Genomic DNA, 23406 nt, shown 5'->3' on the forward strand with positions numbered 1-23406 from the left:
CTTTTGTGGGGGGTGGGTTTGAAAAGCACACTCCCCACCGCCCCCCGACCCAGACCTTCGGGAAGGGCGGGGGGTTGTGCGGGTTTCGGGTGTGGCGTCCCTCACGCATGGCGTGGGGGCGGGGGTCGTGTTCGTACGGGTACGCCATGGGCCGCCGTACCCGGCCTGGGTGAGGCCGGCGACCCGCTGCCACACGGGGACCGTCACCCCGTGCGGGGCTGGGGCCCCGTCCACTCCTGCCGGGGCGCACGGGGAGAGTGCGCGTGCCACGGGCGCGTGCGCCCCGTTCACATGGGGTGCGTGAGGGTGCCCTCGGGGCCCGCGGCAGTGCCCCCGGGCTGTTGCCTGAGGGCGTGCGGTTCCCAGGCCGCCGACCGAGGGCAGGGAATGGATCGGCGACCTCCTTGGCCGTCGTCAGCCGCCCCCCCGGCATCAGAACGCCCCGCCGTAGAGCCTGCTTGGAGGGTGGCCAGTGATCCTGTCAACCTTGGTCAGAACGGAGGGACTTGGTGGGCGGTGACTTCAGGTGGACGGCCTCCCCGCTGCCCGGCAAGCAGCTGGGGATGTCCTTGACGACCCACGGGGCGAGGACGGCCAGGCGTCCGTCCGAGGTGAATCCGGTGGTCAGCAGCAGGTGGCCGTTGTCCGGGAGGTCGTCCGGGTCGACCCGGATGGAGTTCGGCGGGTCGCCCTTCTCAGGGCCGAGCAGCCCGGTCGACGCGCCCGGGATCCTCTCGGGCCACGGCTCGGTGCAGGCGGCACTGGGTTCCAGGGCCGTTGCCGGCACGCCGAGCTCGTCCAGCGCCTTCTGGAAGCCTGCCAGGCCGTCACGCCTGTCGAGGCGCAGAAGCAGGGTGCCGTCTCTCTCCTCGGTGACCGCGTACGCGGACGAGCCGATCGTCCGCGCCTCCTGACCCGGAAGGGAGAGGACCGGCAGGGCCACCGCGGCGGTCACGCCGGCGGCCACACCGGCTACGGCGAGGGGCAGCCGCAGGCGCACGGTCCGGGTCCGCCGCGGGACGGGCCGGGCCTCGGCCTCGGGGGCCACGGACGTCAGGCCGGCGAGGGATTCGAGTTCGTCGCCGAGTCGCTGCTGGAATCCGGTGGGGCGGGGAGAGTTGAGGGTGCTGGTCATGGCGTGGTCTCCAGGGCGGTTCCGGGGCCGCGGCGGGTGGCGGGCGACAGCGTTGCTCCGACAAGGTCGGCAGGGTCGGCAGAAGCGGCACGCAGGATCCGGCGTGCCCGGTGCAGTCGTACGCGTACGGCGGCCTGGCTGATGCCCAGAGCCACTGCGGCCTCATGGGGCGTCAGACCATCGACGGCCACGAGGTCGACGACCTCCCGCAGCGGTTTGCTGAGCCCGCGGTGCCGGACGGCCAGTTCCCGGGCCGCGCCTTCCGCGTCGATGCGTTCTTCCAGCGCCGCGATGTCCTCTTCGTCCAGCAGTCGGCGCCCGTTCAGCCGTGCGACCGCGTCGCGCTCGCGCGCGTTGCTGCGGAAGTGCCCGGACAGGACGTTGCGCGCTATGCCGTAGAGCCAGGCCCTGGGCACCCCTCGGCGAGGATCGAAGCTGCCAGCCGCCTCCAGCGCGGCCAGGAAGACGTCGGCCGTGAGGTCCGCGGCGAGATGCGGGTCGGTGACACGACGCGTCACGAAACCCAGCAGGGCGTCGAAGTTCTCGTCGTAGAAGGCCCGGAAGACTGCCGGGTCGGTGTGGGAGGGGGCGGTGGGCCGTTGGCCGTTCCGGCCGGGGCTGGGATGTCGGTCGGGTCGGGGCACCCGTTCCTCCAAGGAGTCCATGAGGTCCAAGGGGGGCCGGGACGGTCGCCCGTACCGGCCTGTCACCCTGGTCTTGGCCGCCGGCCCGCCAGGTGTTACATCCGGCTCCTGAGGCGGCTCAGTGAGTCCGCGTCCCTCGGCAATCACAGGCGGGGCCAGCTCACCGAGGCGTGCTGTGACGTCCCAGCCCTCTGCCTCGTGTCGGTCGATGACCCTCCTGCACCTCCGCCGGAAGTGAGTCCTTCAACCGGCGTGCCTCGGCTGTGAAGACCAGCCTCGGCGGCTGGCTGAAGTGGCTGGGCCTGAGAGGGGAGTGGGTGTGGGGCAGGCAGGTCACGGGGATGCGGGCCCGCCTGCCCCAGGGTGGACGTCTGGAAGAGGCGGGTCAGGCGTCCACCGATCACCGGCCTCACGCCGGATTTCCGTCATACAGCGCAGCGGCCCCGCACACTGTCACGCCTCCGGCATGCGCCCTGGGCTGATGCCCGCAGCCGTGCCAGTGATCGTGCCGCTGGAGTTCGTTTATGACATGCTCGATGCGGAGTGTGGTCACGCAGCGTACGCTGCCGAGAAGGCCCTGCCGTCCTCCCCCGTGCGGCAGGGCCGTCTCCGTAGCCTCACCGCGGCAGGGACGCACGCACATACTGATCCGCCCCCGCCGCAGTGTGGTGATGTGGCGTCAGTCCTGCTGCGCGGCGGTCTTTCGGCGGCGCAGCACCAGGTAGCCGCCCGCGGTGAGCAGCAGGAGTGCTGCGGCGGTGAGGCCGATCGTCGGGCCGGCGCCGGTCTCCGCCAGGTCACCGCTGTCGCCGCCGTTCGGCGAGGCCGCCGCGGTGGGCTGAGCCGACTTGTCGTCCGAAGGCGTACCGGACGCTTCGGCGCACGGTGTGCTGCCCGTCGTGTCCGATGCGGCTTCGTCGCAGGGCTCGCCGGACGCCGCGGGGACGGCTTCCTCGCAGGGCATGCCGGAGTTTTCCGAGGTGGCTTCCTCACACGGCTCGTCCCCAGGCTGTTGCGTCGGCTGCTCGCTCTCGGACGGGGCCGGCGCCGCCGCGGGGCAGGTGTGGGACAGGTTGAACAGCTCCAGCTCGCCGCCCGTCACCTCGGCGACGGCAGAGGTGAGTTGGGCGCCCGGCAGCGAGGCGACGTAGGCATGCTTGTCGGACGGCGGGCCGAAGTCGGTCACCACCTTCTGTCCGCCGGGCTCGAAGGCGACAGTGAGCTTGACGAAGTGTGAGGCGTCGCCCGGCAGAACGAAATGCCACCCGTCCTGGGCCGTCGAGATGCCCGGGCACTGGTTGTTGTCCTTCTGCGGCACGCCGCCGCTGGCAGAGGTAGCGGTGCGGGGCAGCTCCTGGCGCAGCTGGACCGTGTAGGTGTCGTCGGTCGCGACGGCGGGAGCCGTGCCGGCGGCAAGGAGCAGGACTGCCGCGGCGGGCAGTGCGACGAGAGCCCGGGAGACCACGGACAGCGAGGGTGTAGGCATGGCAGGAGTCCTCTGACGCAGATGAGGTGTGCGGACCGTGGGAGGCGGCGGCTCAGCTTCCTGGCCGCAATACACCCAGGTCAAGGACCAGTTGCACCCATTGCCGGGGGTTGTCCGCTCCGTCCGGCCATGGAGACATAACAATTCATAACTGACTCATAGGAAACGTCGGAGCGCAGCATGGAGGCAGCAACGGCTCTCCGCCACAGGAGACTGTGCCGACGGCTTTGTCGTTGACGCTCCAAGTCCCTGAAGCATCGGGGACGGACAGGAGGCGAGGCAGTTCTCCAGGAGCCGCAGGGCGTGCCGCGCTGCGGCTTGCACGTCGACGATCGTGGCCGTATACGCTCGAGTGGGCCTATGCCGCGGTCAATCTCGGCGGGGACGGAGTCCGCGTACCGCTGCCAGATGTAGCCGCTCACCTGGACAGCTCGGCGACCTCGGCTTCCAGCTCCTCCACCCGAACTCGGGCAGCTGTTTCGCGTGCTTCCAACTCCTCGAACAGCGAACCCATCCGCCAACCCCTCCACCACCACGGTAGAGACGAGCGGCCCCAAGTACAGCCCCGTTCAGCGTTCCTCCCGCAACTTAGGTTGGGCGCCCAACTGGCCAACTGGAGCGCTGGCTGCACCCGGACCACCCTTTGATCACAACCAGATACGTGACCTAGTGCTATGACCGCATAGGTTCGCCGGGTCCGTTCAGGCCGTAGGGGGCGTCCGCCCCAGCGGATGCCCTTCTCGCTTCGGATGCGGGCGCGTTCCTTGCGCTGGGCAGCAAGCACGTCGGGGTGGCGGGCGTTGGCGTTGCGCCAGCGCAGGTAACGGTGCAGTTCACGGGTCTGCACGGTGTGGTTGGGATGGTTGGAGTTGGCGAGGGTGAACTGCCGTAGCGTGGCTCGGATCTACTTCAGGGCGCTCAGGGTGTTGGCGGTGCCCGTGTGGCGCCGGTTGATGCCCCACAGGGTGTTGTCGCCGACTGAGTAGCAACCGTGGAAGTAGGTGACGCCGTGGGTGCGGTGGTAAGTCGCCGGAACCCTGTCAGGGCGGCCCTTTCCCGCCCAGCAGGATCCGCCCGTGGGGCGGATGCCCAGCGGCCCGAACTCGTCGAAGGCGAGAACCCGGTCGGCAAAGTGCTCCAGGACATGCTCGATCCGGTCGAGTTTGGTGTCGTACTCGGGATCCGTGGACTTCTTCCAGGTCTTGGTGCGCTGGAAGCCGGGCGGGTGGTGGCCGTCGCCACGACGAAGTCCTCGTTGTCAGGACTGAGCAGGCGGGGACGGCCTCCCGCCCACCGAGGGTCCAGGCAGGCCAGACCGATCTCGTTGAACCGGTGGATCACGTCGCGGGACGGTGTCCTCGTCGGCCTGGACCAGCTGGGCAATCACCGGAACGCGGTTCCCGCCGGCCGAGGCCAGCAGCATCATCGCGCCGGTAGCGCACCGAGTTGATGCTGCCCCGGCGCACGATCTGCTGCAGCTTCTGCCCCTCCTGGTCGATCAGTCTGCGCACACGGACAGGCTCGGCCATCGCACCCCCAGCAGTCAGATCGGATGTCACCGCACATCCAACCGCCACGGTCACCCCTCGCCGATCACAGGCATGACCAATCTGGTCAGGAATTCACGGATGGCGGGAGCGGTGGCGCGGGCGAGGTCCACGGCAGTCCGGAGGTCGTCGCCGATCGGGATCATGGCCAGTTGTCCGTTGGGGAGGGTGTCGGCGGCCTCTTCGGCAAGAGCGGTGGGGTGGCGTGGGTCGGTGCCCGGGAAGATGAGGGTCGGCACGGTGATCGTCGCGAGTTCGTCGACGCTCCGGAAGGAACGGTCATGGCCGATAGCGGCCGCGGCCACGATGCTGGCGGGGTCCGATCGAGGGATGGCGTCGCGCACCATGGCACCGACAACGGGAGGGAAACCGGCGAGGATGGGCTCCCAACCCGCCTCGATGCCATCAGCCTCGACCCGGGCGGCGAACGCGTCGAGGAAGCGGATCTCGGCCTTCTTCGCCTCGTCGTCCTCAATGTCCTCAACCCCGATGAGCACGGCTGCCCGGACCCGGTCCGGATATGCGGCCGCCGTCCGAAGCGTGATCGTGGAGCCCAAGCCTGCGCCGGCGAGTACGGCACTGGAGAGACCGATGTGGTCCAGGAGCCACATTGCGTCCTCGACATACTGGGCCCAGGTATAGCGGGCCGGGTCCTTGCAGACCGATCGGCCGTAGCCTCGCAGGTCGGGCAGTACGACCATGAAGCGATCGGCAAGCCGTTCGGCCAGCGGAAGCATGCTCTTGTGGTCAGGGCCGCCGGCATGCATAAGGACAAGGGCCTGCCCCTCTCCGGTGACGGCGGCGTGCAGGGTGCAGTCGTCGGCCGCCTGGTAGCTGATCTCTTCCATGAGCCGAATTTAGAGCGGCCACACGAGCGTCCGGTACGCCTTAATCCGCCGACAGATATCGCGATCCCGCCACTCTCGACGTCACCGCGCATCCAACTGCCCGCTCCTACCGCCAACCCGGCGAACCTATGCGGTCACAGCACTAGGTTGTGCAGCGAGACGTACACAGCCGAAGTCCGTCCGAGCCGGACGCCTGCCAGCGCATCTGCCACGACGATCCAGGAAACTGCCCCAGCCGCGACAGCAACTTCCTTACTCCGCACAGAGGTTGGTCCGTATCTCACACTTCTCGGCCGCCACCATCGGCTCCAGGTCCGAGATCACCTCGTCGACGCTCGCCGGCGTCGCCGGCCATTCAAGCGGCACCGGCCTCGGCGGGAACTTCGTCGCCCACGCCCGGTGCGCGCTGCCCGACAGCGAGACCGTGTCCGTCCCGCCCCCGGCCTGGTGGAGAGTCGAGATGGTCATCATGGCCTGTCGAACAGGACGTCGATGCTGGCCGGGTCATACCCGGCTGCAGGCAGGGGCGCCGGTGCCGCCTGTGAGGCCCGGCGCGCGTGGTAGGCCAGCAGCTCCTCCACGATCTCCTCCAGCCCAGCCGCCACATAGATCTGTGTGGTGGACAGATGAGCATGATCGAGGACCCACTGCACGTGGGTGAGCGGCAGTTCGGGATCGCGCGCCATCCGGTACGCCGCCGTGTGCCGCAGATCATGCAGGGTCCAGTTCGACCCCAGCAGGGCCTGGGCGCGGATCATCATCGCCCGGGCCTCGTGGTAGTTCAACGGCCGCCACGGCCTGCGCAGCGTCCACCACAGCGACAGGCCCGCTCCCCTCGGAATGCCCGCACGCCAGGCGCCCTCCTGGTAGAGCCGCAGCCACACGAACGTGTCGGGCGCCGCTGGCAGGGCCTGCTGTTTCCGGCTTCCCTTGCGCACCACCGTAATGACCTGCTGCCCGGGGTCGGGATCCCGTTGACGGCTGCTCAGCAGCTCATCCGCTCGCCCCCCTGGGGACATCCACGAGGACAGCAGAGCCCTATCCCGGTAGTACTTCAGCGCCGCGAACAGAGCGTCGAACATCGCGTCCGGGATCCGCCGCGGGACTCGCCGGACTGCCCGCCGTCGGTAGCGGCCCTGCCGCACCGGGGCAAACGGCTCACCAGGATGGTGGTGGGCATGCGCACGGCCACCGCGGCGGGAACGGACCAGCGGGAACGGGTTCAGCAGCGGGCCGGTGCCCTCCTCCAGCTGGAAGTCATAAAAGGAGCGGAGCACGGTCTCCGCGTGCGCCCGGGTCGACGCCGCGTACTTCAGTCCCGGTGTCGGCTTGCCCGTCACCGGATTCGGCGTCCCCGGTACCGGGCTCGCCACGCCAGGCGGCCTCGTGGGCGCCGTGATGCCCTTGGCCTTGTGGCGCCAGTGCACTCGCACCGGCTTGTCCGCCATCTGCATCCAGCGCACGAAGTCCTTCGCATTCAGCTATCGGGGAGGGGGCGGCTCGCGGAGGCCCACACTCCCGCAGCGCGGCCTCTGGATTCCCGGGACCCGGTGTATCGGCATGAGCAGCCACCGCGCCGGGATGGACTTCGTGGCCCTACGGTCCGGCAGACCCGCCCGCAGAGCACGGTGATCCACCGCGACCTCTCCGCCGCCCCCGTCCCGCGCATCACCGCCTACGCGCACACCGCCGGCTTCGACGACCCCGACGCCCACACCCCCGAGCAGGCCGCGGTACTGATCGGCGCCGCCCCGATGTACCACTACAGGATCCCCTCGACCCTCAAAGCCTGGCCGGGCAACGTGATCCTCTGCGGCCGCACCACGGGTGAGACCCCCTCCGACGACTGCGGCGACTGCCGGGTTCAGCTCAAGTGGTCCAGCAGGAGGGTGAGGACGGTCTCCACGGAGTTCATCTCCGCGACCTCCTGAGCCACCATGGACGCGCCGTGCGCGAAGGACTCATCGCTCAGGACCTTCGTCACCGCCTTGCCGGTCTGATCGGGGCTGTCCACCACTATCGCGGCTCCTACCGCTGACGCACGTTCGGCATTCAGCGGCTTGTCCAGCCCCTTGGGGAGCAACACCATGGGAATTCCGGAGCCCAGGACCGCGAGTACGGTGCCGGCTCCGCCCGAGGCGACCACGACGTCCACGCCTTCGAGGAGGCGGCGCATGGGAACGAATCCGACGACCCGGACCCCGGCACGGTCGGTCGGCGCGGTGTTGGCCTGCGCGGACGGATTGACCGCGACAACGACATTGACCTCTGGCCCGGCCAGCGAGTCCACGATCGCGGCAAGGAGTTCGGGCTCGTCGAGGAAAGTGCCCAGTGTGACCAGCACGCGAGGCAGGTTTTCACGGCCGGGGAAGGCCAGTTTCGCCCCCTCGCTTTCGTCCTCCCCTTCGTGAGCCCCGGACGCGTGAGGCTCCGATTCAGGTGCCTCGGATTCGTACGCCTCGGACCGGATCGCGATGCGCCCTACGGGCGGCTGCCAGGTGTCTCGCTGGAGGCACGCGGGCCACGGGTCCACGGAAGCGCGAGGCTCGGGAAGGGTCAGTTCGAGCGCGGACAGCCGGGTGGCCGCTGCGGCGTCCATGGCGTGCGCCAGCTGCTCCTCCAGGGCGATGCCCACCCCGTGCGTGACCACAGGGACATCAAGGACGGCCGCCGCGAAGCGCCCCAGATAGTCGGCCGTTTCGACGATGATGAGATCGGGAGCGAAGGTACGAGCTTGAGCGACGGCTTCTTCCGCTCCCAGGTCGACGCGCACGCCCCCGAAGAATTCGGCCGCTGTCGCGGGAGACATGTCCTGACCCGCGTCCGCACCGGTACGGCGGGTGACCTCGGTGAGGACAGCCTCCACGGTCGGGCCCGCGTGCAGTACCGGGACCGGGGCCACAACTTCTGCCATGGAGGCGTGCGTCAGCATGGCTGTCGCATGACCGGCGTGCCGTGCCGCCCTCTCCAGAGCGAGCATGGGCAGCACGTGGCCGAAGGCAGGGGTACCCGAAAAGAGAATGCGCATGAAGTCCTCGCGTTGGCGTCGTGGATGGGTCGGACGTACGGACGGGTGGTGAGCGTCAACCGGGGCTCACCGTGTGTGTCTCGTTCGTGGTTTCGCTCTCCTGGCCGAGACACTGCCGACGGCCGCATGAGCGTGCCGTGGTCACTGGCGGCCAATGTCCGCCACCCGAGTGCTGTCGCCGAGAAGGACGGTGACCGCGCGTGCCGGCCGGACCGTGAAATGTCTGCCGAATTGGACGTTCCGCGCCTCGGTGAGGTGGTCGAGCGGTTTCCGTCGGCAGATGCGGTGGCGTTGGCGTTCGTGGTGGATCACACGTCCAGGTCTGCCCAGAACTTCTCCAGAGCGGCGGCGGCTGTGTCGGGGTCCTGAAGCATCCACCAGTGGCCGAGATCTTCGAGGGGTTCGAAACGCGCTCCGAGGATGGCGGCCGTCGCGCTTGCGGGGACAGCGTCGTCGTACGGGTCGAGGGTCGCGTGGATGACCAGGCCCGGGGCCGTTGTCGGAGAGGTCAGCCGGTCCCCCCAGTGTGCGAACGGATTGGGCAGCGCGGACCGGTACAGGGAGAGAATGGATGAGGCCATCGCCGAATCAAAGCTCTCGCCCATCACCCGGGCATCAGCCTCCGGAACGCCCGCCGAAGTGAGCTGAGCGGCGGCGCTGAGAGGGTTGCCGGGATCCGAAACGCCCAGCGTGGCCGACGCCCAGGCCTCGCCTGAGCCCGGCGTCTGCCAGAGCTGGGCAATGTCATGCCAGGTGTAGTCGGGGTGGAGGATGCCGGCCCCGTCCATCGCCCAGCTGCGCAGAACGATGGTGGACCTGGTGGCGACACGCGCCACGAGAAGAGCTCCCCAGTCGTGTCCCACCAGGTCGACCGGCCTGTCGAGCTTTCGCAGTTCTGCCTCCAGCCAGTGCGCGTACTCGTCCATCGTCGACTTGAGTCCATCAGGGCGGGGTGCGCCGCCGAAGCCCGGAAGGCGCAAGGCAACCGAGTCGGTGCTCAGGCGGGCTCGCAATCGGTCCCACAGACCGCTGGTCTCGGGTACCCCGTGGACGAAGACAGCTGTCATGGAATTTCTCTCTTCCAGAGTGCGGTGAGCGCGCGGGTGAATGGCTGTATGCGAGCGATTCAGGAAGCCCTACGGCAGCCTCACCGGACCGGTTCATCGCGATGTTGGAATGTGGCGAATGAGGGTCAGTTCTCTTCGGCCGCGGAGAGTCCGGCCGCACCGGCCGGAAACGCGGTGGGGCCCGCGGGGGTGCTGGCTCTGACCTCCGGTCCCGGCAGAGGGAGTGACGCTTCCCCAGGCCTCGATGAGGCAACGAGCGTTACCGGCCCATCCCCGAGGCGGGGACGCCTGTTGAGTCGGCCGACCGGTCCGCAGAGCCCCGTAACGGATCAGGGGGCAGGACGTCGTCAGGGCGTCGGCAGCTGGAACAGCTGGTACTTCGCCACCGTTTCGAATCCCATCCGCAGGTAGACCGGCTCCCCCATCTCGCTCGCCTGGAGGGTGCCGACCCGCAGTCCGCGTTCCTGGCCGACGCGCAGAGCCGCCGAGGTCAGAGCCGCGCCGATGCCCTGGCGGCGGTGCGCCTGGGCAGTCGTGACCACGTAGATGCCCGCCACTGCGTGCGCTTCGAGCATGAGGGCGGTCCCCACCACCTCCCCGTCGAGCCGTCCGGCCAGCCGGACGATGCGGGCGGCGTCCGGCCGTCCGGCCTCGATGCGCAGCGAGCCGTCCCAAAGGTGCGGGTCGACACCGAAGGACGGGCTGTAGGCGTGCACCCATTCGGCGAGCGCCTCGGCGCCGTGGACCGTCTCGATCTTCAGGCCAGCAGGCCCGTCCAGCTCGGCGAGCCGGTCCAGCCGGATGGCCATGACCGGTACCTCGCCGACCCTCGCCGCCCCGTGCTCGGCGAGTACGTCCGCGACGCCCGGCGCGCTGTCGGGCCCCACCCACCACATCCACGGGACCCCGGCCAGACGCTCGGTGACGCGTTCGACAGCGAGCCCCGCCTGCTTCGTGCTCCGCAAGCGCAGCACTCCGTTGAGATGGGGATGCGCCAATCCGCTGCGGTAGTAGGTGAAATCCTCGTCCTGGCGCTCCTCCGCTCCCCAACCGAGCCCGTAGGAACGGCAGTTGGCCAGCTGGGCCGCTATGTCCGTCAACACGTCCGTCACGACGTTCGCTCCCTTGTCTTTACCTCAGCGGTGGCCCCTCCGCACGGCGGTCGATGCGGCTCGTGCGCGAGGGGGATCAGCGACATGGAGAGGCCGGACATGGGCAGCGTGTGCCGAGGGCGCGGCTTCTTCCGCTTGGTCCTACGGTGGGGGACACCGCATGGTTCGGTGCCTTCAGCGCTTTGCGGCCTTCAGTGCGTCGGCGGGTGAGAAGGGCTCGCGCCGCGGCTGCTTGTTGATACGGCGCCGCAGTTCGGCCGAGCGACGGTAGACCTCCCTGCGGAGGCGGTTCAGTTCGCCGAGCGGCTCGTGCTCCGGCCGCGTACGCCAGGGGTTGATCGCGGTCGCGTCAGCGGCCTCGATGTTGCGCTCGTCCGAGATGTCCTGGGCCGGAACGCGTAGCCGCGCGACCGCGTGGAAGGGGGAGAGTTCCTCCGGCCAGGCCACGGAGCTGTTGTCCACCGGCGTCGTCGAGAGGTCCGCGCACAGCTGGGCCTCCAGCGTGAAGGTGTGGGCACGCTCGGCGGTCTCGGCCACGAGCGTCCTGCGGAACGGCTCGTCCTCGGCGTCCGTGTCGATGCGGCGGTGCACCACGGAGCCGGTCGTGACCGTCGTGGGAGCGATACGGAGCCGGGCGATGTAGCGCCCGAAGCGGATGGCGCCGATGTTGTAGTAGCGGTACAGGAACAGGTGCTGCCTCTCGATACCCAGGAGGGATACGAAAGCAAGCAGTTCGTCCCATCGCCAGGCGTCCGGTTCGGCCGTTCCGCCGCTGGTGAGCAGGTTGCGCAGGACGTTGTTGCGCGATGCCGTGGTGGCCAGCGAGTCCGGCAGGTCCTCCAGCAGTCGCTGGGTCGTGAGGTAGTCGTGCGCCGTGTTCGAGAAGAACACCGGGGAATTGACCAGCGGGATGTCGAGCGTTCCGCTGTTCTCGCCGTCCAGCAGCGACCGTCCCGGTACGCCGAAGAGCTTGATGCCCATGCCCAGGATGGGACCGAGATACCGGTCCGCCCGGATGTGCGCGACACCGTTCGAGTACCGGACCACGGCGTCGTACGTGCGGGGGTGGGCGAAGAGGCCCTGGGCGTACTGCTTCGGCAGGCCGTCGAGCACTTCGAGCTCGCCCGCCACCAGGCCGAACGATTCGGCGTGCGCGCCGCGCAGGGCCCGGCCGGCGCCCTCGTCCCGGACTCGGCCGCGCATGAAGCCCTCCATGTCGTCGACGAGGCGCTTCTCGTCGGCGTGGTAGTCGGGGGGCAGGCTCTGCCGATAGGCAGGGAAGGGTACGAATGACATGGCTATCTTTCCGGTCTCCGGCTGTACCGCCGGGTAAGGCGTACCGTCGCTGCGGATGCGCGAGGGCGTGGGGCACGCTGCGCACAACGGCCGACCGGGAGTACGGGTTCAATGAACCCGGCGGCACGGGCCGCGCGGCCAGGAGGCGGGTTACCGCGGCGCGGCCGAGCGGTGCTCCGCCGCTCTCTGCCAGGGGTCGCGGTCAGGGTTCGCGCTACGCCGTTCCAGTCCATGGCATGGACGGGTACGCCGTAACCTGGGGCGGAGTGCTCGCCGGGGGGAGAGATCATGGAATCGATGAGCAGGGGCGAAGGCGTCATCGACGACACCCTGGCCGCCGGCCGGGACCGCGCCTTCGTCGGGCGCCAGGCGGAACTCTCGCTGTTCAGGGCCGCGTTGGCAGGCGACGCGCGCGCCTGTCCCATCCACTACCTGCACGGGCCGGGCGGTATCGGCAAGTCGACGCTGTTGCGCCGGCTCGCCAGAGAGGCCCACGGGTCGGGCCGTACGGTCGTCGAGGTGGACGGCCGGACCGTCACCCCGACGCCGGAGGGCTTCGCGGAGGCGGCCGGACCAGAGGTGATGGCTTCGGGAGTGGTGCTGCTCGTGGACACCTTCGAGAAGTGCCAGGGACTCGAGGGCTGGCTGTGGGAACGTTTCCTGCCACGGCTGCCCGTCGGCGCGATCGTGGTCGTGGCGGGGCGCGTCGCCCCCGACCCGCGCTGGGCCGCCGATCCCGGCTGGGACGGCCTGTTGCAGGTGACGTCCCTGCGGAACCTGGCGCCCGCGGACGCCGCCGCGTTCCTCACCGCGCGAGGCGTACCGTCCCAAGTCCACACCACGCTGCTGTCGTTCACCGGCGGCAACCCGCTCGCACTCGCCCTGGCGGCCGCCCTCGCGGTGAAGGACGAGGCATCCGCGCCCAGTTGGCGACCCGATCAGGACGCTGTCGCCTTCCTCCTGCCCCTGCTCATCGGGGACACACCGAGTCCCCTGCACCGCCGGGCACTCGAGATCTGCGCCCACGCCTACGTCACCTCCGAGTCCCTGTTACGGGCTCTCATGGGTGACAGCGCGCCGGGGTTGTTCTCCTGGCTGCGCGCCCAGCCGTACGTCGAGACGTCGGCCGCCGGGCTCTTCCCGCACGACGTCGTCAGAGAGTCGCTGGAGGCGGACCTGCGGTGGCGGGACCCGGAGGGGTTCGCCGCGATGCACGGGCAGATGCGCCGGTACTTCCTCGATCGGCTCAGCTCCGCGCCCGAGTCCCGGATACTCCAGGCCACCGGCGCGCTGACCTACCTCTACCGCAGTGACGGCCACATGTCGGAGTTCAACGGCTGGCGTGAGGTGGGTCTGGTCGAGGACCAGCCGTACGCTCCGGCCCATCGCGAGCGCGTGCTGGAGCTGACGCGCAGGGCCGAGGGCGAAGAATCCGCGGCGGTCGCCGCCTTCTGGCTGGACCGCCGGCCCGAGGAGTTCCGCGTGTACCGGTCGAACCGGACCGGTGAGGTCCTCGCGTTCTCCGCCTGGCTGCGCATCGAGGAGCCGGAAGGCCTGGACGTCGATCCCGTGGTCGCCGCGGCCTGGCGGCACGCGCGGGCGAACGGGCCGCTCAGACCGGGCGAGCACCTGGCACTGGCCCGCTTCTCGGTGTATCCCGAGGAGTACCAGCGTCCGTCGGCGCCGATGACGTTCATGCAGTGGCGTGCCACCGCGGAATATGTCCGGGCCGACCGGCTCACCTGGTCGTACGCCGTGTTCCAGGACAACGGATCCTGGAACGACTATCTGCGGGACCTCAACATGCTGCCCGCCGACGAACGGCCCGCGGTCGGCGACCACCGCTACGCGCTGTTCGCCCACGACTGGCGCGCGCAGCCGGCTGACGCCTGGCTGCAGGAGAAAAGTACCGCGATGCTGTCGGGCGCAGCCATGCCCCCTTCGCCGTCGCCGGCGGACGGCGGGCTGGTCGTGCTGTCACGGCTCGAGTTCGACGCGGCGGTCCGGGAAGGATTGCGTACGCTGCGCAAACCGGCGGCCCTCGCCGGTAATCCGCTCAACCACAGCCGGCTGGTCGTCGACAGTGGGCGCGTCCTGTCCGAGGTTCTGGCGGCCGCCGCCGAGGGCCTGCTCGGCGAACGGGGCGGCGAGAAGCGCCATCGTGCGGTGACCGCCACCTACTTCAGAGGAGCGCCCACCCAGGAGGCGGCGGCGGAGCGGCTGGGGCTGCCCTTCAGCACGTACCGGCGGCATCTCACGTCCGCGCTGGAGCGGATGAGCGACCTGCTGTGGCACCACGAGCTGCAGGGCTCCGCGCTCCCGTCCCCGACCGGGGAGAGGGACGGGGACGGGAACGCGGTGTCGGCCGGGCCGGCCTGACACCACGACCAGCTCCGACGGACGTACCGGCGCGGCCGGGCAGAGCGTTCGCGCCGCCTGCGACTGCCGCGCCTACGTCGAGCACTTCTACCGGCCCGATCTGCCCGACCAGGTCGAGTGGACCTTCCCGCTGATCGACGAGGACTACTGCTTCGACCGCACCCTGCCGGAGACGGCGGCGCTGATGCGGCTCATGGACGAGGTGGAACCGTCCTTGGTCTGCTCCCTGCACAACGGGGAGTACCAGGGGGCGTACTTCTACCTGAACCGCGACGATGCGCCGCTCGCCGGGCAACTGGCCGAACTGCCCGGCCTGCAAGGCCTCCCACTGCATCACGGCGAGCCGGAACTGCCCGGCTCGAAACCGATCGCCCCGGCCGTCCACACCACTCCGAGTGGGGCGCAGGTGGCCGCCGCGTTCGGGGCGGGCGGCAGCAGCGCCGACTACGCGGCCCGGTTCGGTGCGCTCCACCTGGTGACCGAGGTGCCCTACTGGGCCGACGCGCGTGTGTCCGACCGGACCGGATCGGGCCGCACCCACCAGGAGATCGCCACCGCCGGGGCGACGGCCCGGCGTGAGCTGGTCGAGACGCTCCAGGCGGCCCTGCGAGCCGACTCGGACGACCTCACGGTGCGGTCGCCGTTCCGCCGCTCCACCGAGAGCACGCTGGAGACCTTGCGCAGGCTCGCCGAACGGGCAGAAGCGCCGGCCGGCCTCGACCGGCCGGCCACGCTCGCCGAGGAGTTCGACAGCCGCCAGGCGGTGCATCTGCTGCGGCTCCGCCTGCTCGGGGTGTTCCTGCGCATGCTCGACGCCGAGGTCGCCGCGGGCAACCCGACACCGGCCATCCGCGCGCAGCACCGCCTGCTCACAGAGCGGTTCGACCGCTGGTTCGGGGAAGCCGAGGCCGAGTCCCCGGGCCCCGCGATCGAGATCCGCAGGCTGGTCGCGGTGCAATTGGGCGCCGTCCTGCTCGCCGCCTCCCGAACGGCAGGCGATACCGCCACTCGACAGGTCGCACCATGACGGGCGAAACATGAACGGGGCCGGCGTGCTTGTGGATCGGAGTGGGATCACGCATCCTGCTGCTCACGCCCGAGGCCGCCGACTCGCACGACCACGAGGACGGCCGAGTTCGCCGCCCCATATACCGCCCCGATCCAGGCAGTGTTCACGCCCCCCGAGAGCCGCGGCGGCACTCTCCACGAGGGGACAGGTCGGCGTGCCCAGACAGATGACACGCGAACAACGAACGACGCGCTCACCGGACATTTGAGCAGGAAACCGGTCTGGGAAGTGAGCAGCGGAAGCCGACATGCTCACACCGTCCAGATCGGCGGAGGGCTGTGTGATGCATGTCTTGGTGTGCGGTGCGGGTCCGGTGGGCGCGGTGGTTGCCCTGTTGCTGGCGGCGGAGGGCCATCAGGTAACGGTTTTGGACCAGCGGCCTTTCCTCACCTCGTCGGCGGATTCGGGCGCCCTGGGGCTGCCCCGGACCGTGTCCGACCGGCTGGGCGCGACCGAGGAAGCTCCTGTTCTGATGCTTCCCGGAGCCATGCGCATGGTGTCCCGCGAGCTGCCCGAGACCGCCCGAAAACTGGCCTCGGCGAGCACCGCCGTCGCGGGGGGACCGGACTTGGTCGCGCACCGCACGGTCGTCTCGTCCGTGCTGAGCGAGGAGTTGTCACGTGCGCGTGGGGTCAGGACCGCACGCGGAGTCGGTGTCGTCTCCTTGCTGACCGGAACGGAACGTATCCCCGGCAGACCGCACATCCAAGGGGTCCTGACGGACGCGGGCGAGGCCGTGCTCGCCGATCTGGTCGTCGACGCGGCCGGGCGCGAGTCTCGGATGGTCAGGCTGCTGAGCGAGGTGGGCGCGCCCCGACCGCTGGAGGAACGCCAGGACACCGGGTTTCGTTTCTACACCCGCCATTTCGGTTCGGCTGAGACCTGCGCCGGACGGGCGAGGTGGTCTCTTCACCACTTCGACGGCGTTTCCGTCGGTGTGCTGTCCGCAGGCCACGGGCTCTGGTCGATGACGCTGTGCATCGGAGACGAAGACCTCGAGCTGTACCTGCTCGCGGAACTGTCCGCGTGGAACCGGGCGGCCAGGCTGTACGCGCCGCTGCTGCCACGCCTCGGCGGAAGCCCTCTTCCCGGTGTGTGGGTCACCTCACGCCTGGAGAGCTGCTACCGGCGGTTCGTCCTGCGTGGCCGCCCGGTGGCGACCGGAACGGCGAGCGTGGGCGACGCGTGGGCCGCGATCAATCCCCTGCTCGGTCTGGGGCCGTCGATGGGGCTGCTGCACGCCGTCCTGCTGAGGGACGCCGTGCGGCAAGGCGGCCCGGAGGAGGTCGCCATACGGTTCGACCGCCTCACCGAGGATCTGCTGGCGCCGCTCCACCACCGGATCACCGACTGGGAGGAAGGACTGCAGGCAGGAGACGGGTCCTCGGACGGCCCAGGGAGCCACGAGGGCCTTCCCGAGGCAGCTGCCGTACCCGAGGCGCTGCCCGGACCGGACACGAAACCGGCCGGTCTCGCCCGCGCTCTGCTGGCCCGGTTCTCCGCGGTGGCGGCCGACGCCACCCTCTCCACTCGGACAGGCCCGACCCGGGCTCAGCTCGTGGAGACGCTCGCGCGGGGCGGCACCGGCGAATGAGGAGAACAGGTCCACTGATGAGCAAAGGGTGACGGAACATGAATCGCACTTCGGAAGCCGGAACATCGATACCCGGTCCCGGTCCCGGCGCCCCACGGTCCGACGACTGCGAGGAATTCGTACGTGCCCTCTACCACCACCACGCCACCCCGCTGATGCGCTACGCCGCTCGTTTACTGGGCGGCGACTGGCACAAGGCGGAAGACCTGCTGCAGGAAGCCACTGCTCGCGCGTGGCGGCAATTCGCCTCCGCCAATACGGACCCGGTGTCCATCCGTCCTTGGCTGTTCACCGTGGTGCGGAACCTCGCCATCGACCACTACCGCGCTCAGGTCATCCGGCCGTCGGAGACCCGGGCCATCGAGGATCTCGATCTGTCGGTCGACGATGCCATCGATCGCATTCTCAGCACGCAGATCGTGCTGGACGCGCTCAGCCTGCTCACCCCTGCCCAGCGGGAGGTGCTCACCCTGACGTACTTCCGCGGCTACAGCGTCGCGCAGGCCGCCGAACACCTCGGCATCCCACCGGGCACCGTCAAATCACGCAGCCACTACGCTCTGCGGTCACTGCGCGACACCCTCCACGCTCGCGGTGTCGTCCGGTCCTGAACCTTGAGGCGGCCGCGTGGCGAACGCGGTCCCGCGGCGCGGTGCCACGGCGAGGGTGACCGCCGCGGCGTGGCGAGCAGGGCGACGAGGGCGGCGTACACATGGGCCACGGTCCGCCGCCCGGACAGCTCGGTGAGCAGGCCCGCGCCCACCGCGGGTGCTCCGGTCCGGCTGCGGGACCGGGGCGAGAACCATGCGCAGCGAGCCCTGCGACACCGCGCCGAAGGCGATGCCGGCCAGCACAGCCGCGGTGAACACGGCGGGCAGGACCGCGGCGCAGCCGAGGAGCATGGCGATCACGGCTCGCAGTCCGCACGCGGCCCACACCGTGTGGGCCGCTGACAGGGCCAGAGTGAAGAAGACCCATGCCGCCCGCCGCGCGCGGGGCGTCGGGAGCCAGCAGGCGGACGAAGGCCGGGCCGCAGCTGAGCAGTAAGGCGCGGCGGGCCGCGGGCGACACGGTGACGCGCGGGCGCAAGGAGTGCCAGGCCCCGGCGTGCGGGCGGGCTGTCTCGGGAGAGAGCGCGGCGGCGACGGCCCTCGCGGTGAACACGAGCATCAGCACGACGTACACGGTGGAGGTCGGGAACGTGGCCACGAGGACCCCGGCCGCCATGCCGGCCGCCGGAGCGGCCGGGACCCGGGCTGCGATGAGCGCTCGCGTGTGGAATCCTCAATTAAAGCAATGGGTTTGCCTTAGTGAGGCTAGACTCTCGCCATGAAGCAATATCTTTGCTTTAAGATAGATGCATGAGTCGCAAATCGATGGTGCGCCCCGGCGGCCGTAGCGCCCGCGTTCAGGCGGCGGTCCACTCGGCGGTACGTGAGCTGGAAGCCGAAGTGGGCCGGCCGGCGCTGACCGTTCCCCTGGTCGCTGCCCGTGCCGGCGTCACTCCCTCGACGATCTATCGCCGCTGGGGCGACCTTCAGGAACTGCTGTCGTACGTCGCCGTGGAGCGCCTGCGTCCGGAGGCCCCGCCGGAGGACCACGGATCCCTGTCGGCGGACCTGCGGAACTGGGCCGAGCAGTTCCTCGACGAGATGGCCTCTCCCGCGGGCCGCGCCTACATCCGCGACGCGCTGCTCGGCGACCCCGACGGCGACAACGCGGGCCGGTGCTCGGCGTACGCGGCCGAGCAGATCGGCATCGTCCGCGACCGGGCCACGGAGCGCGGCGAGGACACCCCGGACGTCGAGACCGTCATCGACCGGGTCGTGGCACCGATCATGTACCGCATCCTCTTCCGTCCCGACGGTCTGACCGCCGCATACGCACACCGTCTGGTCGGGGAAGCGCTGGAGGGACCCGGTACGGCCGGCTGACCGGCCGCAGCGCCGGCTAGCCGGACGCGGTGATCCTCGTTCCCTTCAGCTCGCTGCGCCACAGGAGGTCGGTGAGGCGGTCGATCCCGCTCGCGAGGTGTCTGCGATAGGTGCTGAACGGGACGCCGAGGCGTTCGGCGGCCGCCTCCTGGGTCGGGGTTCCCGCGAGGTAGGTCGTGGTGAGGGCACGGTGGTGCTTGTCGCCGGAGCGCCCTCCTCGGAGGTCGTCGATGGCAGAGGCGAGCAGTCCGGCCAGAGTCGTCCCGCTCTCGGTGACCAGGCGGCTGCGGTTGAGGGGGTTGTCGGCGAGCGCGTCCGGACGGCGGAGGGTGCGCAGGGCGTCGCGGATCGCGGTGTCGAACTCCGGTCTGGACAGCACCGCCAGTTCGTCGTCGTGTTCCCGCGAGCGAGGCGGCGTCCTGGTTCCCTGGGCGTCGGACAGGGTCGCGTTCGACCTGGCCGCCAGCCACGGGCTGACCGGTTGAGCCCGCCAGTCGTGGCTGAACAGCGCATAGGTGTGCTGCCCGAGGCAGGGTCGACGGGCGGCGGGCGGCATGGCGAAGTGGCGCATGTAGTCGTCCCAGTACCCGTCGTCGCGCATGACGAAGAACGTCCAGGCCAGCCGGTCGGCCTGCAGGATCTCACCCAGTGCACGCCAGTTCATCAGGTTCGCCGGCGCCAGGCCGCGCAGCGGACCGCGGGCGGGCAGGTGCACGGAGAAACGGGCCAGCGCCATGTGCTCGCCGGGCCTCAGCGGAGCTGCGGATCGCGCATGCGCCCAGGCGGCGTCGACAACTGGGTCGATGTCGGTGCCCAGCGGCTCCCGCAGCCGCAGCCACGCGAAGAACGCGACGATCTCGCCGGTCCGCGTGGAGCGGTAGACGCGAAACGCCTCGGGCTGCCGGTCGAGCCAGAACCGGCAGACGGCCGCGGACGCCTCGCCCTCGGCAGCTTCCGCCAGCTCCAGCACACGTCCCCGGTCGGCCCCGCCGTACGGCCCGTCCTCGACATGGCCCCCTTCGTACAGGTCGTCCTCGACGCCGCCGCCTTCGCGCCCCTTGCAGAAGTTCGCCGAGGCCTCCCTGCGGTAGAGGTAGAGCAGCGCGCTGGTGGCCGGGAGCATCTGTTCGTCCGGCGCGGTGCGGACGCGCTCAACGAGCTGCTGGTGAACAGTTCTGTGCATGTCGGCGAAGCCGTCGGGGTCACGCCAGCGCAGATCGGCCTCGAGTGCCTCGCGGACCACGTCGTGCGGGAAGAGACCGGCGTCCGTCGCCGGGACGCCCCGCCCGACGGGCCTCGCGCGCGAACCGACGGAGAAGAGTCGACTTGCCGATTCCTCCGGGGCCGTGCAGATAGTGCACGGGGCACGCTCCGGAATCGCCCGTCAACGCGGACCGGAACAGGGCGAGTTCGGCCGCCCGTCCCACGAACGCCCGGTCCCGCGCGGCCTCCAGCACATCCCCCAGCGCGGCTCTCTCACGTGGCCCCATGCTCTCCCCCTCCGCAGTCACGTGATCCACACCCCCTGGGCAGGCTAACCCGGCATCTCGCGGAAGACCGGCACTCGGCCCACCGCCCCGCACTCCGGTGAACCCGAAGGGCCGTTTCCTCGTGGCAAGCGTCGCGAGGCACGCCTCGTACCCAGACCGGGCATTCGGACAGAGCGGGAAGTCCTTCTCCATGCAGATCAATTACTCCGGGGCGATGATCGGCGTCGTCGTGATCGCCCTCGCGGTCGTCATCCTCGCCCGAGGGCGCCGGAACGGCCGCGGGTGGCTCGTCGTCGTCGGGGCGGTACTGGCCCACCAGGGGCGCCGGGAACACGGGGCCGCAGTGCCGCCTTCCCGTACGGCCTGCGGTACGGAGTCCGGGCCCCCGCAGACCGAGCCCTCGGCCGACTCGCCGACTGCCTGACCCTCCCCCACATTCCTCACACTGAAGGTCTTCACATGCCCAGATCCCACCACCACCGACAACATCCGTGCTCGACGGAGGGCCGGTAGATGCGTGTCGTGGTGTGCGGGGCAGGTCCCGCGGGCTCGATGGTCGCGCTGCTGCTGGCCGCGGAGGGCCATGAGGTGACCGTTCTGGACCGCCGCCGGCCCGCCGAGCCGGCGGTCTCTGCCGGCACCGCGCCGAGCGGCACGCCGCGCGGCGCGGACGGACCCCATCTGCTGCTCCTGCGAGAGGCGTTGCGGCTGCTGTCGGACGAACTGCCGGGCGCCGCCCGGGGACTCCTCTCGGCGGGCGCCGTCACCGCGGCGGGTGCGCATGTCGTCGCGACCCGCGCGGCCGCCACTTCGGCGCTGGCCGCGGAGCTGTCCCGTACGGACGGCGTCACCACCGTGCACGGGGTCGGCGTCGGCGCCCTGCTGGCCGGCTGGGAGCGCACACCCGGCCGACCGCATGTGCGCGGCGTCCGCACCGATACCGGCGAGACGCTTCTCAGCGATCTGGTGGTCGACGCGGCGGGACGTGACTCCCAGATGGCCGCGATGCTGGGCGGGATCGGCGCCCCGCAGCCGGCCGAGGAGCGGCCGAACGCCGGGTTCCGCCTCTACACGCGGCGCTTCGCCGCGCCACCGGGCACCGGTGCGCACCACGCAGGGTGGTCGGTGCGCCATTTCGACGGCGTCTGCGTGGCCGTGCTGTCGGCCGGTGAGCGGACCTGGTCGATGACGCTGGGCATCGACGACCAGGACCGCGAGCTGCGCCGCCTGGCCGGACCCCTCGCCTGGAACCGGGCGGCGGCCCTGTACGAGCTCATGATGCCGCGGCCGGTCGGCAGCCCGCTGCCTGGCGTGCGGATCACCTCGCAGGTGAAGGGCCGTTACCGACGGTTCGTCCTCGGCGGGCGGCCGGTGGCGACCGGCGTCGTCAGCGTCGGCGACGCCTGGGCGGCCACCGACCCGCTGCTCGGACTGAGTCCGTCCATGGGCGTGCTGCACGCCCTGCTGCTGCGTCAAGCCGTGCGGGACGGCGGTCCTCCGGACGAGGTCGCCGTACGGTTCGACCGGCTCACCGAGGAAGCTCTGACGCCGGTCTACCGGCGCGTCGCGGACTGGGAGGAACGGCACCGGACGCGGCGCTGGGCACGGTCCGGTGCGCCGTCGGCCGCCGTGCCGGCGGGACCGGCACTCGACTCGGCGGGCCTCGCCCGGGATCTGCAGGACCACTTCTCCGCGATGGCGGTACGGGCCGCGAGGACATCCCGTACGGGCCCCGCACGCGCCGATCTCCTGGCGGCACTCACCGGCGGCAGGACCAGGGCCGCCTGGTGAACTGGGACGCACGGGACGCACGGTCAGACCGTGGCGATGGCGCGGCCGTCGGCGCGTACCGGCTCCAGCCGGTAGGTGTCCCCCCGGGTGACCACATGGCCGGCGGTCGGCAAGGGGAAGTGGGTACCGAGCACGAGCGTGCCGGAGTCGGCGAGCGAGGCGAGCAGCGAGCGGCGGGTCGCCTCCGCCTGTACGGGGTCGATGTCGACGCAGCTGCCGATGCCCGGATGCGCCAGCTGAACCGGATGATGGACGCTGTCCCCGGTGATCAGGGCCGTGGCGTCACCGCCGCCCACCTGGACGGCGACATGACCGGGGGTGTGCCCGGGGGCGGGCACCAGGCGCAGTCCGGCGGCGACGGCGGCACCCTCGGCCGGCACGTCGACGAGGTCGAGCAGGCCCGCCTCCTCGATCGGGTACACGGAGTCGCGGAACATGACTCGCCGCGCCGCGTCCATGTCGTACCCGGCCCAGAAGTCGTACTCGACCTTCGCCGTGAGGTAGCGGGCATTGGGGAACGTGGGCACCCATGCGCCGTCCGCCGCCCGGGTGTTCCAGCCGACGTGGTCGGTGTGCAGATGGGTCAGGATCACCAGATCAACGGATTCCGGGGGGAATCCGGCGTCCGTGAGGCGTGCGAGGTAGTCGGTACGGAGGTTGTGCCATGCCGGGTTCGCCCGTGTCTTGCCATTGCCGATGCCGGTGTCGACGAGAACACGCAGTCCGTCCACGACCAGCGCGAAGCTGTGACTGTCGAGGCGTAGGACCCCGTCGTGGTCCGCGAAGTCGGGCCGGAGCCAGTCCTGTTGGGACACGACGTCCGCGGTGGCGCCCGGCAGCAGCCAGGGGCCGGTCTGCGGGGGCAGCGGGATCTCGTCGACGCGATGCACAGTGATGTCGCCGACGGTCCAGGACGGGAAGGTGGCCGACGGCGGGACGGTCCCGGTGAGCGGTGATGTGCGCATGGTGGCGGTTTCCTTCACCTC

The 23406-nt window shown here is 70.4% G+C and carries 21 protein-coding genes and 2 pseudogenes; 9 read left to right on the plus strand and 14 right to left on the minus strand.

The genetic code is table 11. The features are described from left to right. Positions 1–481: 481 nt before the first annotated feature. The 7 genes and pseudogenes from AB0I98_RS06765 to AB0I98_RS06795 form a co-directional block, all read right to left on the minus strand. Complete coding sequence (locus AB0I98_RS06765) at positions 482–1135, minus strand: hypothetical protein (RefSeq protein ID WP_362936236.1); 654 nt, start codon at positions 1133–1135, stop codon at positions 482–484. After that, a complete protein-coding gene (locus AB0I98_RS06770; RefSeq protein WP_362936239.1) occupies positions 1132–1779 on the minus strand; it encodes a sigma-70 family RNA polymerase sigma factor in 648 nt (215 codons plus the stop codon). The genes AB0I98_RS06765 and AB0I98_RS06770 overlap by 4 nt, the downstream gene beginning before the upstream one ends. A 679-nt stretch (positions 1780–2458) precedes the next feature. Beyond that, positions 2459–3265, minus strand: a complete 807-nt coding sequence (locus AB0I98_RS06775) for an LPXTG cell wall anchor domain-containing protein (protein WP_362936242.1) — start codon at positions 3263–3265, stop codon at positions 2459–2461. A gap of 709 nt (positions 3266–3974) precedes the next feature. Beyond that, positions 3975–4794, minus strand: a pseudogene (locus AB0I98_RS06780) (helix-turn-helix domain-containing protein); the annotation flags it as partial. A 50-nt stretch (positions 4795–4844) separates the two neighbouring features. Continuing rightward, positions 4845–5660 carry an alpha/beta hydrolase gene (locus tag AB0I98_RS06785; RefSeq protein WP_362936245.1) on the minus strand — a complete coding sequence of 272 codons (816 nt, stop codon included), beginning with the start codon at positions 5658–5660 and terminating at the stop codon, positions 4845–4847. Positions 5661–5912: 252 nt separating this feature from the next. After that, positions 5913–6128 (minus strand): hypothetical protein, encoded by a 216-nt coding sequence (locus tag AB0I98_RS06790; protein WP_362936248.1) that lies wholly within the window; start codon positions 6126–6128, stop codon positions 5913–5915. Continuing rightward, the gene (locus AB0I98_RS06795; protein ID WP_362936488.1) at positions 6128–7114 is read right to left on the minus strand and encodes a site-specific integrase; all 987 of its coding nucleotides are present in this window, start codon (positions 7112–7114) and stop codon (positions 6128–6130) included. Before AB0I98_RS06795 ends, AB0I98_RS06790 begins: the two co-directional genes overlap by 1 nt. A 171-nt stretch (positions 7115–7285) precedes the next feature. Between AB0I98_RS06795 and AB0I98_RS06800 the strand changes: the two are divergent. After that, positions 7286–7489: pseudogene (locus AB0I98_RS06800) on the plus strand (NAD(P)H-dependent oxidoreductase); the annotation flags it as partial. 35 nt (positions 7490–7524) lie between these two features. Here the strand turns inward: AB0I98_RS06800 and AB0I98_RS06805 are convergent. The 4 genes from AB0I98_RS06805 to AB0I98_RS06820 all read right to left on the minus strand — a co-directional run bounded on the left by AB0I98_RS06805 (position 7525) and on the right by AB0I98_RS06820 (position 12163). Then, complete coding sequence (locus tag AB0I98_RS06805) at positions 7525–8574, minus strand: nucleotide disphospho-sugar-binding domain-containing protein (protein WP_362936251.1); 1050 nt, start codon at positions 8572–8574, stop codon at positions 7525–7527. A 422-nt stretch (positions 8575–8996) separates the two neighbouring features. Further along, positions 8997–9755, minus strand: a complete 759-nt coding sequence (locus tag AB0I98_RS06810) for an alpha/beta hydrolase (RefSeq protein WP_362936254.1) — start codon at positions 9753–9755, stop codon at positions 8997–8999. Between the two features lie 347 nt (positions 9756–10102). Further along, positions 10103–10867, minus strand: a complete 765-nt coding sequence (locus tag AB0I98_RS06815) for a GNAT family N-acetyltransferase (protein ID WP_362936256.1) — start codon at positions 10865–10867, stop codon at positions 10103–10105. 174 nt (positions 10868–11041) lie between these two features. Then, positions 11042–12163: a catalase family protein gene (locus tag AB0I98_RS06820; RefSeq protein WP_362936259.1), complete on the minus strand. Its 1122-nt coding sequence runs from the start codon at positions 12161–12163 to the stop codon at positions 11042–11044. Between the two features lie 297 nt (positions 12164–12460). Between AB0I98_RS06820 and AB0I98_RS06825 the strand changes: the two genes are divergently transcribed. From AB0I98_RS06825 to AB0I98_RS06850, 6 genes are all read left to right on the plus strand, one after another. After that, the gene (locus tag AB0I98_RS06825) at positions 12461–14542 is read left to right on the plus strand and encodes an AAA family ATPase (protein ID WP_362936262.1); all 2082 of its coding nucleotides are present in this window, start codon (positions 12461–12463) and stop codon (positions 14540–14542) included. A gap of 193 nt (positions 14543–14735) precedes the next feature. After that, positions 14736–15569, plus strand: a complete 834-nt coding sequence (locus AB0I98_RS06830; RefSeq protein ID WP_362936265.1) for a hypothetical protein — start codon at positions 14736–14738, stop codon at positions 15567–15569. Positions 15570–15894: 325 nt separating this feature from the next. Beyond that, on the plus strand, positions 15895–17205 hold the full coding sequence (locus tag AB0I98_RS06835; protein ID WP_362936491.1) for an FAD-dependent oxidoreductase: 1311 nt from the start codon (positions 15895–15897) through the stop codon (positions 17203–17205). 38 nt (positions 17206–17243) lie between these two features. Then, on the plus strand, positions 17244–17816 hold the full coding sequence (locus AB0I98_RS06840) for a sigma-70 family RNA polymerase sigma factor (protein WP_362936268.1): 573 nt from the start codon (positions 17244–17246) through the stop codon (positions 17814–17816). Between the two features lie 193 nt (positions 17817–18009). Beyond that, complete coding sequence (locus AB0I98_RS06845) at positions 18010–18252, plus strand: hypothetical protein (RefSeq protein WP_362936271.1); 243 nt, start codon at positions 18010–18012, stop codon at positions 18250–18252. Positions 18253–18566: 314 nt separating this feature from the next. Continuing rightward, positions 18567–19139 (plus strand): TetR/AcrR family transcriptional regulator, encoded by a 573-nt coding sequence (locus AB0I98_RS06850; RefSeq protein ID WP_362936273.1) that lies wholly within the window; start codon positions 18567–18569, stop codon positions 19137–19139. A 16-nt stretch (positions 19140–19155) separates the two neighbouring features. Here AB0I98_RS06850 and AB0I98_RS06855 read toward each other — a convergent pair whose 3' ends face one another. Further along, the gene (locus tag AB0I98_RS06855) at positions 19156–20382 is read right to left on the minus strand and encodes a hypothetical protein (protein ID WP_362936276.1); all 1227 of its coding nucleotides are present in this window, start codon (positions 20380–20382) and stop codon (positions 19156–19158) included. Next, positions 20342–20821 (minus strand): ATP-binding protein, encoded by a 480-nt coding sequence (locus AB0I98_RS06860; protein ID WP_362936279.1) that lies wholly within the window; start codon positions 20819–20821, stop codon positions 20342–20344. Before AB0I98_RS06860 ends, AB0I98_RS06855 begins: the two co-directional genes overlap by 41 nt. Here AB0I98_RS06860 and AB0I98_RS06865 point away from each other — a divergent pair. Together AB0I98_RS06865 and AB0I98_RS06870 are read left to right on the plus strand one after the other, a co-directional pair. Next, positions 20820–21053 (plus strand): hypothetical protein, encoded by a 234-nt coding sequence (locus AB0I98_RS06865; protein ID WP_362936282.1) that lies wholly within the window; start codon positions 20820–20822, stop codon positions 21051–21053. The two genes, AB0I98_RS06860 and AB0I98_RS06865, sit on opposite strands and share 2 nt — an antisense overlap. Before the next feature lie 89 nt (positions 21054–21142). Then, positions 21143–22420: an FAD-dependent oxidoreductase gene (locus AB0I98_RS06870; RefSeq protein WP_362936285.1), complete on the plus strand. Its 1278-nt coding sequence runs from the start codon at positions 21143–21145 to the stop codon at positions 22418–22420. A gap of 23 nt (positions 22421–22443) precedes the next feature. On the opposite strand, the gene AB0I98_RS06875 is transcribed toward AB0I98_RS06870, so the two are convergent. Continuing rightward, positions 22444–23385: an MBL fold metallo-hydrolase gene (locus AB0I98_RS06875; protein WP_362936288.1), complete on the minus strand. Its 942-nt coding sequence runs from the start codon at positions 23383–23385 to the stop codon at positions 22444–22446. Positions 23386–23406 lie beyond the last annotated feature (21 nt).

It is taken from the genome of Streptomyces sp. NPDC050211, assembly GCF_040656035.1.
Lineage (GTDB): Bacteria > Actinomycetota > Actinomycetes > Streptomycetales > Streptomycetaceae > Streptomyces.